Annotated in this window: 19 protein-coding genes and 1 rRNA gene; 10 read left to right on the top strand and 10 right to left on the bottom strand. The window is 40.7% G+C overall.

Annotation, left to right across the window (positions count from 1 at the left end; all coding sequences use genetic code 11):
* From FTU16_RS06185 to FTU16_RS06170, 4 genes are all read right to left on the bottom strand, one after another.
* Positions 1–125: ribosomal RNA gene (locus FTU16_RS06185) — 16S ribosomal RNA — on the bottom strand; the annotation flags it as partial.
* Positions 126–566: 441 nt separating this feature from the next.
* Positions 567–1643: a DUF6670 family protein gene (locus FTU16_RS06180; RefSeq protein WP_180162903.1), complete on the bottom strand. Its 1077-nt coding sequence runs from the start codon at positions 1641–1643 to the stop codon at positions 567–569.
* Between the two features lie 42 nt (positions 1644–1685).
* Positions 1686–2510, bottom strand: coding sequence for a CDP-diacylglycerol--serine O-phosphatidyltransferase (gene pssA / locus FTU16_RS06175; RefSeq protein WP_078192422.1), 825 nt, complete (start codon positions 2508–2510; stop codon positions 1686–1688).
* 41 nt (positions 2511–2551) lie between these two features.
* Positions 2552–3409: a 23S rRNA (adenine(2030)-N(6))-methyltransferase RlmJ gene (locus tag FTU16_RS06170; protein WP_111885953.1), complete on the bottom strand. Its 858-nt coding sequence runs from the start codon at positions 3407–3409 to the stop codon at positions 2552–2554.
* Between the two features lie 114 nt (positions 3410–3523).
* Between FTU16_RS06170 and FTU16_RS06165 the strand changes: the two genes are divergently transcribed.
* Both FTU16_RS06165 and FTU16_RS06160 read left to right on the top strand, forming a co-directional pair.
* Positions 3524–4126, top strand: a complete 603-nt coding sequence (locus FTU16_RS06165) for a 2OG-Fe(II) oxygenase (protein ID WP_180008392.1) — start codon at positions 3524–3526, stop codon at positions 4124–4126.
* A gap of 71 nt (positions 4127–4197) precedes the next feature.
* Positions 4198–4725 (top strand): hypothetical protein, encoded by a 528-nt coding sequence (locus tag FTU16_RS06160; RefSeq protein WP_180162902.1) that lies wholly within the window; start codon positions 4198–4200, stop codon positions 4723–4725.
* A 49-nt stretch (positions 4726–4774) separates the two neighbouring features.
* Here the strand turns inward: FTU16_RS06160 and FTU16_RS06155 are convergent, their stop codons facing one another.
* The 5 genes from FTU16_RS06155 to FTU16_RS06135 all read right to left on the bottom strand — a co-directional run bounded on the left by FTU16_RS06155 (position 4775) and on the right by FTU16_RS06135 (position 9428).
* Positions 4775–5032, bottom strand: a complete 258-nt coding sequence (locus FTU16_RS06155) for a DUF2789 family protein (RefSeq protein WP_078189234.1) — start codon at positions 5030–5032, stop codon at positions 4775–4777.
* Between the two features lie 105 nt (positions 5033–5137).
* Positions 5138–5398 (bottom strand): DUF2789 family protein, encoded by a 261-nt coding sequence (locus tag FTU16_RS06150; protein ID WP_180103030.1) that lies wholly within the window; start codon positions 5396–5398, stop codon positions 5138–5140.
* Positions 5399–5586: 188 nt separating this feature from the next.
* Positions 5587–6573: a malate dehydrogenase gene (locus FTU16_RS06145; RefSeq protein ID WP_180026038.1), complete on the bottom strand. Its 987-nt coding sequence runs from the start codon at positions 6571–6573 to the stop codon at positions 5587–5589.
* A 170-nt stretch (positions 6574–6743) separates the two neighbouring features.
* Positions 6744–7325 carry a ribonuclease I gene (locus FTU16_RS06140; protein ID WP_257220819.1) on the bottom strand — a complete coding sequence of 194 codons (582 nt, stop codon included), beginning with the start codon at positions 7323–7325 and terminating at the stop codon, positions 6744–6746.
* Between the two features lie 126 nt (positions 7326–7451).
* Positions 7452–9428 (bottom strand): lytic transglycosylase domain-containing protein, encoded by a 1977-nt coding sequence (locus FTU16_RS06135; protein WP_180059185.1) that lies wholly within the window; start codon positions 9426–9428, stop codon positions 7452–7454.
* Positions 9429–9735: 307 nt separating this feature from the next.
* Between FTU16_RS06135 and miaB the strand changes: the two genes are divergently transcribed.
* The 4 genes from miaB (at position 9736) to FTU16_RS06115 (ending at position 13168) form a co-directional block, all read left to right on the top strand.
* Positions 9736–11193, top strand: a complete 1458-nt coding sequence (gene miaB, locus FTU16_RS06130) for a tRNA (N6-isopentenyl adenosine(37)-C2)-methylthiotransferase MiaB (RefSeq protein WP_180162901.1) — start codon at positions 9736–9738, stop codon at positions 11191–11193.
* 38 nt (positions 11194–11231) lie between these two features.
* On the top strand, positions 11232–12323 hold the full coding sequence (locus FTU16_RS06125) for a PhoH family protein (protein ID WP_111885944.1): 1092 nt from the start codon (positions 11232–11234) through the stop codon (positions 12321–12323).
* A 9-nt stretch (positions 12324–12332) separates the two neighbouring features.
* Positions 12333–12815 carry an rRNA maturation RNase YbeY gene (ybeY, locus tag FTU16_RS06120; RefSeq protein WP_078192431.1) on the top strand — a complete coding sequence of 161 codons (483 nt, stop codon included), beginning with the start codon at positions 12333–12335 and terminating at the stop codon, positions 12813–12815.
* A gap of 62 nt (positions 12816–12877) precedes the next feature.
* Positions 12878–13168 (top strand): antibiotic biosynthesis monooxygenase, encoded by a 291-nt coding sequence (locus tag FTU16_RS06115; RefSeq protein WP_078189242.1) that lies wholly within the window; start codon positions 12878–12880, stop codon positions 13166–13168.
* Here the strand turns inward: FTU16_RS06115 and FTU16_RS06110 are convergent, their stop codons facing one another.
* Positions 13169–14026: an energy transducer TonB gene (locus FTU16_RS06110; protein WP_218949928.1), complete on the bottom strand. Its 858-nt coding sequence runs from the start codon at positions 14024–14026 to the stop codon at positions 13169–13171.
* A gap of 258 nt (positions 14027–14284) precedes the next feature.
* Between FTU16_RS06110 and FTU16_RS06105 the strand changes: the two genes are divergently transcribed.
* The 4 genes from FTU16_RS06105 to FTU16_RS06090 all read left to right on the top strand — a co-directional run bounded on the left by FTU16_RS06105 (position 14285) and on the right by FTU16_RS06090 (position 17173).
* Entirely contained in the window at positions 14285–14968 is a 684-nt protein-coding gene (locus tag FTU16_RS06105) for a hypothetical protein (protein ID WP_111885941.1), read from the top strand.
* A gap of 158 nt (positions 14969–15126) precedes the next feature.
* A complete protein-coding gene (locus FTU16_RS06100) occupies positions 15127–15840 on the top strand; it encodes a DUF3108 domain-containing protein (RefSeq protein WP_180010540.1) in 714 nt (237 codons plus the stop codon).
* Positions 15841–15930: 90 nt separating this feature from the next.
* Positions 15931–16506: a xanthine phosphoribosyltransferase gene (locus tag FTU16_RS06095; RefSeq protein WP_078189246.1), complete on the top strand. Its 576-nt coding sequence runs from the start codon at positions 15931–15933 to the stop codon at positions 16504–16506.
* Between the two features lie 268 nt (positions 16507–16774).
* Positions 16775–17173, top strand: coding sequence for a hypothetical protein (locus tag FTU16_RS06090; protein WP_180021684.1), 399 nt, complete (start codon positions 16775–16777; stop codon positions 17171–17173).
* Positions 17174–17362 lie beyond the last annotated feature (189 nt).

The following is a 17362-nucleotide window of genomic DNA, read 5'->3' as shown; positions in this document are numbered from 1 at the left end:
TTCCTAAGCATTACTCACCCGTCCGCCGCTAGAAATCGGTAGCAAGCTACCTATTCCCGCTCGACTTGCATGTGTTAAGCCTGCCGCCAGCGTTCAATCTGAGCCATGATCAAACTCTTCAGTTTAATACTTTGTAGCACCTTAAAGGGTGCCAATCTTGGCTCATCAATTACTGACAAAAATTTGCTCAAATAAACTTCGAGTAATTTCTACCATCAATCAATGAAAATAATTTCGATCGATCAACCAGTAAAAATCCACACAAGTTGTTCTTCATAATCTCTTAATGATCTTCTTGTTGGTTCGTCACCAGCAAGCTAGGTCGGCTATATTACGCTTTATTTCTAAAGAGTCAACCGGTAATTCAAATTATTTTTAAACTTATCAAATAAAACCCAACTTAATTAATTCAACCAAGTCATTGTTTTATCAGAAGTTTTAATCTTCATCACCGCCGATGGATGTGCATTCTACAGTATTTCTAATCCAACGCAACACCCTTTTCCATTTATTTTTAGTTTTTTCATTACGTTTGTTTATTTATTCTACTAAATTGAGTTTTTTTACTATTTTTTGAGCATAATAGGGACAATATTTCCATATTTATCCGTTAATTTATCTTTTTCATTCTTTTCTTGCCATTTTAAAGCTCGACAATCTACATATTCACAGTAGCCACCCTCCCCACACTCGATTTCGTCGTTAATTTTAATTTGATAGTTAAAGCTTCCTGCATAGCCAGCGCCGAGTCCAAATTTAAAATCCCCACGGCTCTGCGCTTGTATATGTATTTTTAGTTTGTCATTTTGGTAAATCCATTCAAATTCACGTGGCAAATACATTTTTTGCAAATTGGGGGTTTTAACCACAGGATAAACGCGCATGACTTTAAAGAACACGCCTTGGTCTGCCATGAACACTTGCTTCTGATTTAAATCTCTTAGATATAAACGTGAGCTCAAAATATTGTTATAACGGTCTCGCGTTTGCATAAAGATAATTTGACGTTGTCGACTAAGGTTAATCACCTGATGGGTATAAAACGCTAAAGGTAAATATGGGAACTTGCGTATTTGTGCATAAGACAAAACCGCCAGCTGATTTACATCATACATCTGGCCCTGAAATTTGATTTGACCTTCACATTGGCACATCACCGACCAATATTCAGCTAGACCTAATCTTAATTTTATTAAACAAGAAGAAATACCGGTAGTTTGCACGGACAAATCTAAACTGAGTTCAGTATCTTCTCGATGGATTTGAAATACCGCTCCATCCCAACCAATCTGCTCTTTATCTCTAAATTTAAAGACGGTATCACTCAGACTACAGTCGTCTTTGATGGAATATGATTGTAATTGCCCAACCATATGACCGCTCACACTGGTCAATACTGTGGCTGTATTGAGTTCGTCTTGTTGAATGGACGCAGGATTTTGAAAAGCGGGAATCTGAGGCTGCCCAAGCCAACTCATAAAGTTAAGATAATGTAAGGGCGCAGGAAGATTCGGTAGACAAAGTCCATAATGGACTGAAGGATAAGACGTATTCGGCGCATGTAGATTTATTTTTTTATGTTGTAAATCTGGAGCTTGATTCAATCGTCTTGATTGATCCAAGAAATCTTGAAATATCTGCATATCAAGCTCCTTTTCATTTTTATTTTTATTTCATGTTTTAACTCATGCTTCAGCCTTTTTTGCCATTAGGGTTGTGACAAATCCAGACAATGCATAAATTACTGAAATAATTAAAATACCCATTGGAATATTATACGTTACAGCAGCTAAAATGAAGACTATGATTGGCAACACCGCAAATGGAACACGGCGACGATCCACAGTTTTAAATGAATAGTATTTTACATTTGAGATCATCAATAGACCCACTGCAATAATCACTACCGCATTAAAAATCTGAATACCTGTTTCGCGTAAGTCGAAGACCGCAGGGATATCCATACCTACCCATACCAATGAAATAATCATAACGGCTGCGAGTGGACTTGCAACACCAATAAAATAACGTTTATCGACAACCCCAATTTGTACGTTAAAACGTGCCAAACGGAAGGCTGCACATGCGGTGTAAACAAAACATGCTGCCAGACCAATACGGCCTAAGTCATTTAGACTCCAGCTATACATTAAAATGGCAGGTGCAACACCAAATGCTAGCAAGTCCGACAACGAGTCAAACTGTTCACCAAAAGGACTTTGTGCGCCGATAGCACGTGCGACACGTCCATCCAAACCATCAAATAATGCTGCAAGGAAAATGGCATAAATGGCTTGTTGAAACTCACCATTCATACTGGCAATTATTGAATAAAAGCCGGATAACAACGCTGCAGTTGTAATCAAGTTTGGCCACAGATAGATCCCACGACGTTTCACTTTATGCCCTTCATGGGTATGCTCCTCTTCTTCAACTTCAAATGTAATGCCATCAAATGCATTTTCATCCTTTGAAGAAATTTCCCGCTCAGGTTTATTTGTATTTGTCATTGTTCGATCCTAACTGTGACCTTTCTTTTTCAAGTTTAAAATTATTCGCCAACCAACCAACGTACGGCTGCATGACCACCATTTTCATTCATACGAAGATGTGGGAACAACCATTGTAATGCTTCATCCGCATCTTCAGAGAATTTCCAAGGTGGGTTAATCACCAATAAACCACAACCATTTAGACCCACTGGAGTGTCATCTGGCCATACACAAATTTCGCAAACCAACTGACGACGAATACCGGTTTTGTACATTTTCTTTTCAAAACGTTCAATCATCGCGCGGTCTTTAATTGGATACCATACCGCAAAAACGCCTGTCGGCCATTTTTTATAAGCAGCCACCAACAATTCTACAAGCTGTGGAAAATCTTTACGTTCTAATTCGTAAGGCGGGTCAATCATGACCAAACCACGTTTTTCTTTTGGTGGAATTACACCCAGTAAACCTTCGTAAGCATCACGCTCATGCAAGCCTGCACGTTTATCAAAAATATTGTGGCGCAATTGTTGGAATACATCGCGCTGCATTTCAAAAATCGTTGCCTTATCAGTTTCACGCATGCCTTCAAGTGCGAACCACGGAGAGCCTGGATAAGCGCCTTTACCAAAGTTTTCACGCATTTTTTCAACAACTTTTAAATATTGTTGAATACCTTCAGGCGCATTGCGTTTAATTGAATCATCGAGCTTAACTAAACGATGAATACCATTTAAAAACTCACCTGATTTCTGTGCTTCAGAGGTCGAAAGATCATATTTACCTGCACCACCATGTGTATCTACATAGCGATAAGGTTTATCTTTTGCATTCAGTCGACTTAATAACTGAAGCAGCAAAACGTGCTTCATCACGTCGGCAAAGTTGCCTGCATGGAAATGGTGACGGTAATTCATGTTTCTTTAATTCCTGATATCAACGGACATTTTAGCATGAAAAATAGTTTCATTCCGATGCTATTCTTGCTCTAGAATACGTCACCTTTTTTTCCACAACTTTATGGTTCGTATATGGAAACAGCCTTTCTCCCAAAGTCTTGGCCGGTTGATCAAATCCTCGATGATTTAGATCAACACGGGTTTAGCATTATTGATGACGCTTATCCTGCTGAATATATACATGCACTTGTTGAAGAATGTATGTCAAATTTAAATAAATTTAGGGATGCAGCCGTACAAAATGGGGTCATCAGTAAAATTAGAAGTGATCATATTTTATGGATTAACGACACATTAGATGTCGCACAAGAACACGTTCAAGCGTTACAACATTTATCAGAACAATTTAATCGCGCATTTTTTTCTGGCATTCACGAAGTCGAAGCACATTTTGCCTGTTATAACGCAGGTGAATTTTATGCCCTGCATAAAGATAATCCTCAAGGCAAAAATGGACGTGTCATTTCAGCGGTTTATTATTTACATGAACATTGGCAAGCCGACTGGGGCGGTGAATTGCGCTTACAAGATAAGAATGATGTTTGGCATATTTTAGAACCTAAACCGAATCGCATTGCTTTATTCCAAAGTGACCTGTTACACGAGGTACTCGAAGCCAAACATCAACGTTTATCGATTACGGCTTGGCTGCGTAATGACAACACGATGTGGTAATTCAAGATTCATCCTTTAAATCCCTTAAATTATCCTCATATATGAGTCATTCATAGATGAGGATGTACCCGATGCGTCAAAACAGTCATAAAATTATTCAGCGTATTGGCGAAACCGATCAATTATTTCTACAAGGCAACAGCCCTGAACTTGCCCTTGAGCGTGCAGACTTACGCCTGCAATTGGTTGGCTTAAGCAAGAACCATCAAGAACAAGTGTATTTTCTGCAAGAAGCCATTGTTCTACTTGAGCAAAGCCGGATTGAATTTGAAGAAATGCCGATTGAGCTATACATCAATTTGTCTGTGCATTTAGCCAAAGCCTATATGGTATTTTTTGAAATCACCAAAGAGCAGCGCTATGCCCTGATTACCCAGCAGATTATGAAACCGATGTCCAAAGCTGAACATGGCGACATCTACTTCTATTTGGCCTATGCCTCTGCAGTAAAACAAGAACCTGCGTTAACCCGCCACTGGTTATATAAATACAGCAAATCTCAAGAATTCAAACTCACCACATTACTTGAGCATCCTGCATTTAATCCTTATCGCCAAGAAACTTGGTTTTTAGAATTACGCCAAAGTAAACTGCACTAAATAAAAAACACCTCCGAAGAGGTGTTTTTTATTTATGGAGAAGTGAAATCTATGCTGGTTGTAGCTTATATGCATCCATATGCAACTGTTGATTCAGCTCATCAATCCAAATGGCCCAATCATCATCTTGTACTAAATGACTGATTAGAAAGTCGCGCTGTGCTTTATTCCAAAACGGCGCATCATGTAAATTTTCACTTGCGGCAAGCTGATGCGTACGTACGTATAACTCGATCGCAGCTGGACTGCTGGCTAACCCCAATTGAGAAAACAATAAAGCTAAGGATGGTTTATTTTGATTGAGCATCTCGCCCTCCTTATCAACTAATCTGTCATTTATTATTTAATTAACTTATATGATGCTGATAAAAAAACCTAGCGATAAAACTAGGTTTGTTGTTTCAAATTGTATTTAGATTTTGCATGATCCTGAAAGCTTATGTTCTGTATGCAATTGTTCATTTAAAATATCGACCACCATGGCCCAGTCATCATCTTTTTTCCAATGACTAATAATAAAGTCGCGCTGTGACTTCGTCCAAAATGGCGCTTCATGCAATGGAACATCCATGGTGATTTGATGCGTTTCGATAAATTGATCGATGCCTTCCGGAGTTGCATCCAACCCCAATTGTTCAAAAAATAGTTCCAACGTCGGTTGTTGATCAAACATTGCCGTTCTCCTCAAGCCAATAACATTTTTCCCATCTTTATAGTTATCTGTTTATTTGACTTTGTCAGTTGCAACAGCATCTCAACGTGTTATTTTTTGTTCAAAAATTAAGCGTGGTATTTTTCGCAGGCCATAAAAAAAGCACCCCAAATGGAGTGCCTTTTTATAATTTAATTTAAAAAATTAAATTATTTAACCATGTCAGCAACTGCTGCACGTTCTTCTTCAAGCTCGTTTAGAGTGAAGTTGATACGTTCACGGCTGAATTCGTCGATTTCAAGACCTTGAACGATTTTGTATTCGCCGTTTTCAGTTGTTACAGGGAAACCGAACATTACGCCTTCAGGAATACCATAAGAACCGTCAGAAGGAATACCCATAGTTACCCATTTGCCGTTTGTGCCAAGAGCCCAATCGCGCATATGGTCGATTGCAGCGTTTGCAGCAGAAGCAGCAGAAGAAAGACCACGCGCTTCGATGATCGCAGCACCACGTTTACCAACAGTTGGAAGGAATACGTCTTTGTTCCAAACAGCATCGTTGATTTTGTCTTTTAAGCTTTCGCCGTTTACATTTGCAAAACGGTAGTCCGCATACATTGTTGGAGAGTGGTTACCCCAAACTGTCATGTTTTCGATGTCAGAAACTGCAACACCAGCTTTTTGAGCAAGTTGAGTTAACGCACGGTTGTGGTCAAGACGTAACATTGCTGTGAAGTTTTTCGCTGGAAGATCTGGAGCAGATTTCATTGCGATGTAAGCGTTAGTGTTTGCAGGGTTACCTACAACAAGAACTTTAACGTCACGGCTAGCAACTTCGTTAAGTGCTTGGCCTTGACCGATGAAGATTTCACCGTTTACTTTAAGAAGGTCAGCACGTTCCATACCAGGACCACGTGGACGTGAACCTACAAGAAGAGCGTAGTCAGCATCTTTGAATGCAACTTTAGGATCATCAGTACCGATCATACCTTCTAAAAGAGGGAATGCGCAGTCATCAAGTTCCATCATTACGCCTTTAAGCGCTTGTTGAGCTTTCTCAACTGGAATTTCTAATAATTGAAGGATAACTGGTTGGTCTTTACCCAACATTTCACCGCTTGCGATACGGAATAATAAGCTATAACCGATTTGACCAGCTGCGCCAGTAACGGCAACACGAACTGCTTGCTTCATGTAATTATCTCCAATTGAGGAAGGTCATAATGATTAAATAGCTGTTCTATCTAATCTTAATAATCATAAACGGCAAAGATTGTACTCCAATCTTTTGACGCTTGCATGTAAAAGAGAATGCTTTTCAACAAAAGTATGATAGGAAATATAAATAAAATGCCGAAAAAAGCTTAGAAAGAACCTTTAATTATGAAAGTTGCAGGACAATTTCCGACGATAGTCGCAGGGCAACTTTTGTACTGACCATTGTTTTTATAGCAAATTTTAATCTCAGTCAGCAGACTACCACCACGGGTTTGCATACAGTTAAATTCAATACTTTGTGATACCAATCCGCTGTTCATACGCAACATTTTATTACGCAAGACATTGGCTTGAATGGATTGGGTTTCTTGACTGGTCAATTCATCTGGAATTTTTAGCTTATCTGCATGATTAATAATGGTTCTGAAATACTGGCTAGCATTCATTGGGACACAGCCGCCGGTAGTGTGCCAAAGCGCCACGCGAGCATTTTCATCAGGCATAATCCGTGCAACCACTTTGGCTTGCAACGGAGAAAGTTTAGCTGAACTATTGGTCGTGCAATCACGTGTAGAGGTTTCTGGATATAGACCCGTGATATTGAGTGAATACCCTTCTAAACATTTACGTTTTTTACTTTTTAATGGGTCATAGGCGCAAACAGCAGGCACCATTTGCACATCCATCACATACCCTTTTACAACCGGTGCAGCCGAAAGCATAGACATACCAAAGCCTGCACCACTGCCGATGAGCAGTGATGTCAGTATTCGATAAGCAGGTCTAATGTCCATTTTCGGCATTCATCATTTACCCATATTGCGCCTAAAAACAGGCGCATCTTGCTTTAAAATTTATTGCGCATTCCGTAATGGAATCATTTGCATTCTTTTTTCAATCGATTGTGGCCCCTGACCTAATAAAAGGCCGTAATGGGTTGCATTGGTCATCACATGTTTTACATAGTCTCGAGTTTCCGTTAATGGAATCGATTCCGTATATTGATCCGCTGCAATTGCTTGATATTCAGGCTGCCAGCGTCGAGCACGATTTGGACCCGCATTGTAACCTGCGGTCGCTAAGACTGGACTATTACTCAATTGACGTTGAATCATCGATAAATAGAAAGTGCCATAACGAATATTGGTATTCATATCCGTTAATGCAGCGGGGTTATAACTCTCCCCCATCTGACGAGCCACCAATTTTGCGGTGTCTGGCATAATTTGCATTAAACCACCGGCACCGACATGTGAACGTGCGCTAGTGACAAACCGACTTTCTTGACGCATCAAACCATAAGCCCATGCAGGGTCAATGCCGGCATTACGACTATGACTCACCACATAATTTTGATGCGGCATAGCATAACGTAAAGCATAATTGTGCTGTTTAGTGGTTCGATCTGCCGCATAAATCGCCCGATCATACCACCCCATATCGGTTGCACGTTTAGCTGCGGCAAGAATCATGCCATCATCATGCTTTAAATAGGCTTGACGCACTGCCCAGTTCCATTCACGGTTAATATAGCTGTCAGATGCATTAATATTGCGCAATGCAAAGGCACGACGGAAGTGAATATCCTGACTGAGACGCTGCGCATCTTGTGACGAAGGCTGCACATTTGACGGAATATTGTTATAAGACTGACCAATTTTGTCACGTGCTAACAAATTATGGTAATCATCGCCAACGGCAAGCTTGCGATAAATGTCTTGAGCCGCACGTTTAGATGAGGCATCTCCACGTTGTTCAGATGCTCGTGCTAACCAATATTGCCAACGGTCTTCCTGCTTTTGCGAAACGCTCATCGCATCAATTGCACGAATGACACTTTCCCATGCGCCAAAACGAATGGCTTGTCGCGCATAAATCTCGGCTTCTTCTGCACTAAAAGGCAGTCCATAACTCAAATCAAGATAATTTAGAACTTCACGGTTGAAATTATTTTTCATTACCGTTGTACCACCGATATACCCGACACTACGGTATAGGGCTTTTTGTACATCGGCTGGTGTGCCTTCTGCTGCACGTTTCACCGAAGAAATCGCGCCATTTAAGTCGCTATCGGCCAAGCGACCCATCGCATAAATCAGGTATGCATGATCTTCAGCTGTGGCTTTGGGTGCAGACCATAAATAATTCAGTGGATTGGCTTGAATGGTGTTGAGTTGTGACAAATTAATATTTACGCCAATGGTTTGCGCAGTCGCAATCGCTTGTCCTGACTGACCCGCTCTTAACTGTCCCCACATCCGTTGATGGCGGTCATCTTGAGTCATTAAAGGACTCGACAGCATCATACGGCCCAAGCCCGTACACGAGTCAGGTTGTGAGTTTGTGGTCAACCATACATCTTTAAATTCTGCGTAAACCAGAGGGTCGCCCGACTTTGCGCGGACTTGAGCCATGGCACATGTTTCAGCACGGTCAGCATTAGTCACATATTGCAAGACAGGCTGTGCTGTAGCGAAATCAGCTTGTTTGACTTTTTCTTCAACATAATCTGCGGCTAATTTTTCTGCCATTGCCGAGTTTGGATAGCGCTGTGCAAAATTAATAATGGCACTTGCAGGTTGTGAAGCCAAATTGTTATTCAGTAACCAATATTCTGGATAATAGCCCAAAACATCATTTTGCATGGATGATTGGTATTGTTGTAATAAACTAATATTGCCTGCATTCGCAGCACGTAAAGCATCGTTAAACTGCTCATCTGCGGCTTGGGCAAACGCAGAAATTCCGGAGAGCCCGACACTCAAAGCAAGTAATTTAGCGTAATTTTTCTGTTTAAAATTATGTTTTAACATCCACTTGCCTTCTTTCATGTCATTCTGCTCAGTTACAGCACATCGAACTTTGTTTAGGAATTAGTTTAATAATTCTAAACTCTGCATTGTGTTCTGTTATGTAACCTTATGATTAGCCAATATTAATTTTCAAACATTTTTGCTTCATAAATCAATATGGCAGAGTTGTCATTTTAGGCTGTAAGTTTCTAGTAAATTACTGCTAAAATATTGCCCATTCTTAAAATCCCCTTTTTGACCTCCGCAGCTGCACAATTCAATTGATTGAATTGTCTGTCAGCCACGTATGGTTATTGATTTTCATAAAATTCCTTTAGGAGCCTACATGACGGTTCAAACCTTCATCCCCAATAGTGCCCAAGCTGCCCCAGATAACACTGTTACCCAGCCACAGCACACCCCAGCTCAAGATGGAGCAGTGAAAAAACTGTACATCGAAACGCAAGGGTGTCAGATGAATGAGTATGACAGTCAACGTATGGGCGACCTTTTAGGTGATTCTCACGGCTATGTGCTGACAAGCGATCCAAAAGAAGCGGATATTCTCCTGATGAATACCTGCTCTATCCGTGAAAAAGCACAAGAAAAAGTATTTTCTGAGTTAGGCCGCTGGCGCAAACTGAAAGAAAAGAATCCTGACTTGGTGATTGGTGTTGGTGGCTGTGTTGCCTCTCAGGAAGGTGACAACATTCAAAAACGCGCACCGTATGTAGATATGGTGTTTGGTCCACAAACCTTACACCGTTTACCGCAAATGCTTGATCAACATACTAAGCAAGTGGTCAAACCGAAAAAAGAAAAAATTCAGTTGGTGGATATTTCATTCCCTGATATTGAAAAATTCGACTTTTTACCTGAACCGCGTGTAGAAGGGTTTAAAGCCTTTGTTTCTATCATGGAAGGCTGTTCTAAATACTGTTCATTCTGCGTAGTTCCTTATACCCGTGGTGAAGAGGTTTCTCGCCCACTCGATGACGTATTGGCTGAAATTGCCACTTTAGCTGAAAAAGGCGTACGTGAAATTTCATTACTCGGCCAAAACGTGAATGGCTACCGTGGTGAAACTTTTGAAGGTAATATTTGCACCTTTGCAGAGTTACTGCGTTTAGTGGCCGAAATTCCGGGCATTGGACGTATTCGTTACACCACATCGCACCCGCTTGAATTTAATGATGACTTGATTCAATGCTACCGTGACTTACCGCAAATGGTTTCTCACTTGCATCTACCAGTTCAAAGTGGTTCGAATGACGTGCTACAAGCCATGAAACGTAACCACACGATTGATGTATATATCGATAAAATTGCTAAATTACGTCAAGTTCGCCCTGATATGCATTTATCTAGTGACTTTATTATTGGCTTCCCGGGTGAGACTGACGAAAACTTCGAAGAAACTTATCAATTTATCCAAGATATGGACTTCGATCATTCATACAGTTTCATCTACTCAAAACGTCCGGGTACTCCTGCCTCAGAACTTGAAGACACCACCCCTGAAGATGTGAAAAAAGAACGTCTTGCAAAAGTTCAACAATGGATTAAACAATCTAGTATTGATAAAACTGATGCAATGCTAGGGACCATTCAACGTGTCTTGATTGAGTCTGTTTCAGACAAAGATCCGAACTTGCTGATTGGTACTGCAGACAATACACGTTTGGTTAGCTTTATCGGTGATCCTGCATGGGTTGGGCGTTTTGCAGAGATTGAAGTGACCGATATTAAAACTTTGAAGTTTGTTTACGGTGAACTCTTGAATCTTGAGCCTGACGTGGCGTAATGTAAGCTTAATCGTCAGACCAATTTAAAGGAATTCTCTTGACTGCAGCGATTCGACGTACTGTAACTTTTGCTGGTATTCCACTTGACCGTTTACAAAGCATGCTCGGTGCCTATAACGGTCATCTCAAACAAATTGAACAACGTTTAGATGTCAAAATTTCTCATCGTGCAGATGCTTTTTTTGTCGATGGGGAAATCGATGCGGTAGAGAGAGCCGAAAGTCTCCTTCACCGTCTTTATGAAGAGTCCGAAACCAATCCACAGATTAGTGCGGACATTTTACACATGATGATTCAAGGCAGTCAGACTGACCGCGAAATTCAGGAAGATTTTTCTGAAAATGAGCATACCGGTTTAGACAATGTTTATCTACAAACCCGTAAAGGTCGGATCAATCCACGTGGTGCCAATCAAAAACGCTATGTACAGCGTATTTTACAAAGCGATATTTCATTTGGTATCGGCCCAGCGGGTACAGGTAAAACTTATCTCGCGGTCGCCGCTGCTGTAGATATGCTAGAACGTAATGAAATTCAGCGTATTTTATTGGTTCGCCCTGCGGTTGAAGCAGGTGAAAAACTGGGTTTTTTACCCGGTGATTTGAGCCAAAAAATTGACCCTTACTTACGTCCGCTATACGACGCTTTGTATGAAATGCTCGGTTTTGAAAAAGTCGCTAAACTAATTGAACGTCAAGTGATTGAAGTTGCACCACTGGCCTACATGCGTGGTCGTACCTTAAATCATTCTTTTGTGATTTTAGATGAAGCACAAAACACCACCCCTGAACAAATGAAAATGTTCCTCACCCGTTTAGGTTTTGGTTCTCGTGCAGTAATCACTGGCGACATTACACAGGTCGATTTACCTCGTGGTCAACAATCTGGTTTGGCACATGCCTTACGTGTGATTGAAAAAATCAAAGAAATTCATATTACTCGCTTCCACTCTCGTGACGTGGTACGTCATCAATTGGTTCAAAAAATTGTTGAAGCCTATGAGGGATGGGACAGCGAACAACATCGCCTCACGGCTGAACAACGTGCAGAACGTAAAGCACGTCAGGAAGCCTTGGTGGCGGACAATGATGCTAAAGCTGATGGGCAGCATCAAGACGAAAACATTTAAGGATTCATTTTGAAACTTAATCTCTCCTTGCAGCAAAATTTTCAGTCACCTGAATTGGTGGTGAAACGTGCGCATATCAAAAAAGTCGTGGAAACGGCTTTACGTCATATCGATACACAAAGTGATTGTGAGATCGGTATTGCATGTGTGGACAATGACGAAAGCCACAAATTGAACTTGGAATATCGTGGTAAAGACAAACCAACCAATGTACTGTCTTTTCCAAGCGACCTACCTGATGAAATGGCGGCGGTTTTAGACTCATTTCCGATTGGCGACTTGGTGATTTGTATTCCTGTGGTTCTTCGTGAAGCACAAGAACAAAGCAAAGCACCTCTGACCCACTTTACGCATATGCTGGTACACGGTACGTTGCACCTCATGGGCTATGACCATGAAACCTCTGATGAAGATGCTGAAGAAATGGAAGCTTTGGAGATCGAGATTTTAGCCAAATTGGGGTTTGATAACCCTTATCTGGAAAGAGATTAAGAACCCAAAAAGCGAGCTACGGCTCGCTTTTTTAACATTATAAAAACCAAGGAAGGAAAGATATGCAATATGTCGTGATTTTTAAAGCACGCATTCGTACGCTTGATGAGCTGTATTTTTCGACTGCACAGCAGCTTAGAGACAAAGCCTTGACACACTTTAACTGTCAACATTTTGAAGCGCTGACAGAGGGTGAGCATGAAATCGCCCTTTCCTACTGGAATACCTTAGAAGACATTCGAGCTTGGCAACAAGATGCACAACATCTGGTGGCGCAACAATTGGGGAAAAACCAATGGTATGCGAGTTTTAGCGTCGAAATCTGCGAAGTTTTGCGACGCTATCACAACTGATTAACGCACCTCAAACTCTGCTTCTGCAGGATCAAAGCGCCAAGTACGCACAATACGAAGTTCTGAGATGTCTTTCATTTTGGCATCAAACAAACCAAAAGGTGCCGCCTTACGCACAGAGGTTTTTGCAGCTTCATCCAATAAACTTGAACCTGAACTTTCGATCAAACGAATGGCACGAATCCCGCCATTACTGTTCAAAATAACCATTAAACGTACTTCACCGCGTAGCTGTTGCTGTTTTGCCGCTTCAGGATAATAACGGTTGCCATAAAACTCGACTTTTTCGCGGAATTTTTCCATATAGGCCGCAGAAACATCTTGCTTGGCTTGAATACCATCAATGGTTTTAATTTTTTGCTGACGGCTAAAGTTTTGCTGACGTTGTAAATATTGAGCTTCGATACTCGCCACCATCGCAGCCTTGGCCTGAAACTGACTATTCAACTCCTCAACGGCTTTTTTGCGACTGTTTTCTTCCGCTTGCTTTTGCCAACTCAAAGTTGTCATCAACACTTTATCTTCAAAGCTGAGCTCTTTCTTTTGTTGCAGTTGTTCTAAAGCTTCACTTTTTTGCTCACCGGCTTTTTGTTCGATCATCGGTGCAGGCATGTCACTCGACATCCGATGCGACTCACGGAATGTCCCCGAGCCCTGCTGATCGGCTTGCGCTAAAAAGTCTGCATGTTCAATTTTTTCCGTCGTAGGACGTAAAGAAACTGCAATTTCTTTGGTGTTATAGTCAGCCTCTTGGGGCATGGTAAATTGCATGGTTAAAAATGCCAAATGCAACACAGCAGCAAACACCAACGCAGTTGCAAATATGGGATCTTTCCACCACTCTTTCATCAAGGGCATGAACGTTATTTTTTTCAGCATCACATTAAACCGACTATTTGCCGCATTCCCCAAACTGCTTAAAACAGTATAAAATAAAACTCGTATTCATTTTTTGATGAAAACGAGAAATCCATCAACACATAGATAATGCACAATTAAAATCATGAAAATGGTGCAATTTATTTTGCTAAACTGCAAGATCAAAACCTTGTGTTTTTATAGAAATCGACAAGATAAACATCGTCAAAAAACATAATTTGTCAGGATGCACTTCTTATGCAAACGCTAGTTTCCAATATCGCTAAACGTATACGCCAAGTGTACCAAAAAGCTGAAGGATTTATTGAAGATGAGCGTGAATTCCCAATGTCTCAAGTGTTTTTAAATGCGACATTTCAGCGCTTTGTCACCGATAATGTGAAAATGCTCAAAGACTTGCATGCTGACCTGCATGATGACTGGCTTCGACTGTATGCCACATTGGATTATAACGGGCTGATCATAACACTCTCTGTTGATTTAAAACTGGTACAGATGGAACTCAACAAACAAACCCAATTGATCGTATTTGAACAAATTAGTGATACACAAGTGATTGAAGCAAAGTATCCAAATGTTCTGTATAAGATGGGCGTGCGCATGGCGTTATGGTTCTATCAAAAAGTACTCAACCAAGATCCATTGGGTATGATTTTGGAAAAGCTCAATGTGATCAAAGTTAAAGATGATTTACTGTATTTAGACCTGAATCGCTGGCTCGGTAAAAGTCGATCGATTATCGACACACTGGGCAAAGTCCATGTCAACCATGCTGTTTTACGTGAGGCCGAATTGGTGGTGATTGGTAATGTTAATTTAACCGCATTGTTCACCAAAATGTCGCAAGAACGGATGGAAGACTGGGATGATTCAAATTTAAAAGACGATGAAGTCACGCCTATAAAGCAAAAGGAAAGCTAGACTTATCCTGTACTTAGGCATCTTGAACCTATAAAAACGCTACACAATATATACATTAGGCACGGATTTGTGACGTGATTCTCCACAATCCAGCCGCATAATAAATATATCAGGTGGTTTAGCCCACCGCACTTCTATTGAATAGGAAAACCATACTTATGGCACATTCAGTTTTGAAAAATTTAGGTCTTGTTGCTGGGGTATCGACTACACTGCTTTTGACTGGTTTCTCAAGTCAGTCATTTGCCATGAGTCCATTCCAAGCAAGCTACCAGTTTAATTACAACGGCAAAAACTTGGGTTCTGCAACACGTACCCTAAAACAATCTGGGAATAACTGGACGTATGTTTTTGCAGCAAAAGCTGGTGCGATGGCCTCTGCAACTGAAACCAGTCGTTTTAGTTTAAATGGCAGCCAAATTCACTCGAACAGCTTTAGCCGCAGCAGCAAAATTTTGGTGCACAACAACACCATGAACATCAATTTCAATGCTGGCGCAAAAACCATTAATACCAAAAAAGATGATAAAGCGCGTTCATTTGCGTGGAAATCAGGTGTGTTAGATGAACTCAATGCTGAATTGCAAATTCGTGAAGATTTAAAAAATGGTGGTTTGAAATCGAATTACTACATTGCCGATGCCAAAGAGGTTGAAGCTCGTAAGTTCGTGAAACAAGGCACTGAAAAAGTGAAAACCACTTATGGAACTTTTGACACCGTTAAAGTCGTGATGCGTCATGACAAACCAGGCCGTCAAACGACTTTCTGGTTAGCACCAAAACTAGATTACCTACCTGTCAAAGTTTCCCACCAAGACAATAAAACCTCTTACGGTTTATTGTTAACGGGCTATAAAGGTGCAACAAACTAATTGATTTGATCAATTTCGCTTGCATTTTTCACGGTGCTTTTTAAAATACGCTTTTGCTTTAAAAAGCACCTGCCCCTCGAGGATTCTCCCGTGCACGCTCTGGAACAGAAAATCTTAGCTGAAGGTATCGTTCTCTCTGAAGAAGTTCTGAAAGTCGATTCTTTCTTGAACCACCAAATTGACCCTGTAATGATGCAGCAAATTGGTCAAGAATTTGCCCGTCTATTTAAAGATGCTGGCATTACCAAAATCATCACCATTGAAGCTTCAGGTATTGCACCTGCAGTTATGGCGGGTCTTGAACTTGGTGTTCCTGTGATTTTTGCACGTAAATATCAATCTTTGACCTTAAAAGATGATTTGTATCGCTCAAAAGTGTTTTCTTTCACCAAACAAACTGAAAGCACGATCGCGATTTCTAAAAAGCACATCAATGCTGAAGATAAAGTTTTAGTGATTGATGACTTTTTGGCCAATGGTCAAGCGGCTTTAGGTCTTGCAGATCTTATTCATCAAGCAAGTGCTGAAGTATTGGGTATCGGTATCGTGATTGAAAAATCATTCCAACCTGGTCGTGATATTTTGCTTGAAAAAGGCTATCGCGTTGAATCATTGGCACGTGTGAAATCACTGGCGAATGGTACAGTTGAATTTGTTCGTGACTAAGTTTGCGTTCAAAAGAAAAAAGAACACATCGGGTGTTCTTTTTTTTGCTAAAAATTTGCCATTAAGGTGACATAAAGCGCACTTTTTAACGCCTTAGTTACAAGCAGACAAAACATCGGTGTGCAAAACTCGATAAAATTCAGGAAAATCGTTGCATTTGATCGAATGGGTCAACTACTCATCTGTCAAATTACATTATGCTGCACCATAAATTCGGCCACTTTATTTTTTAAGGCTATGGAAAGTTATGAATACAGAAGAGCAAAACATGGAAACGACAGTTAAATGTCCAAAATGTGGATCAACCCATATTGAAAAGCGTAACCATGAACAAAACTTACAAAAAATTGGTGGTGTCTTACTCAGTGGTGCAGGAACTGCTGCAGGGACTGTCGGTGGTGCGGCATCTGGCGCATCTATTGGTGCTGCGATTGGTGGCGTGACTGCTGGCCCACTTGGCGTGATTATGGGCGGAACCATTGGGACTTTTGTCGGGGCGATTAGCGTTGGCATCACAGGCGGCTTTTTAGGCCATCGCTTTGGTAAAAAAGCAGGTGTGATTGTAGATCAAAATATATTTTTAGATTACCAATGCAAGGCCTGCAAACAACGCTTTGAAGTTGAATCTCAACCTGAAGATGCAGCAAAAACTGAAGATCAAGACTAATTTTGATTGCTGCTAAATTAAATAAGAGCGTTTCTACGCTCTTTTTTAATAGGTTATTGTTTTTCTAATATGTATTTCTAGTCTATTGAAATGCTATTCGAAACCATGGCGAATCAATTATTTTGAAACATCAGTTAAAGATTTTGAGTCCACATTAACTTGATCTTGTTTCGCTAAAAATTCTTTTTC

The sequence above is a fragment of the Acinetobacter sp. YH12069 genome, from assembly GCF_013419675.1.
In the GTDB taxonomy this organism is placed as follows: Bacteria; Pseudomonadota; Gammaproteobacteria; order Pseudomonadales; family Moraxellaceae; genus Acinetobacter; species Acinetobacter amyesii.
The sequence above is the reverse complement of the archived record's forward strand: the minus strand, read 5'-3'. Positions and strand labels throughout refer to the sequence as shown.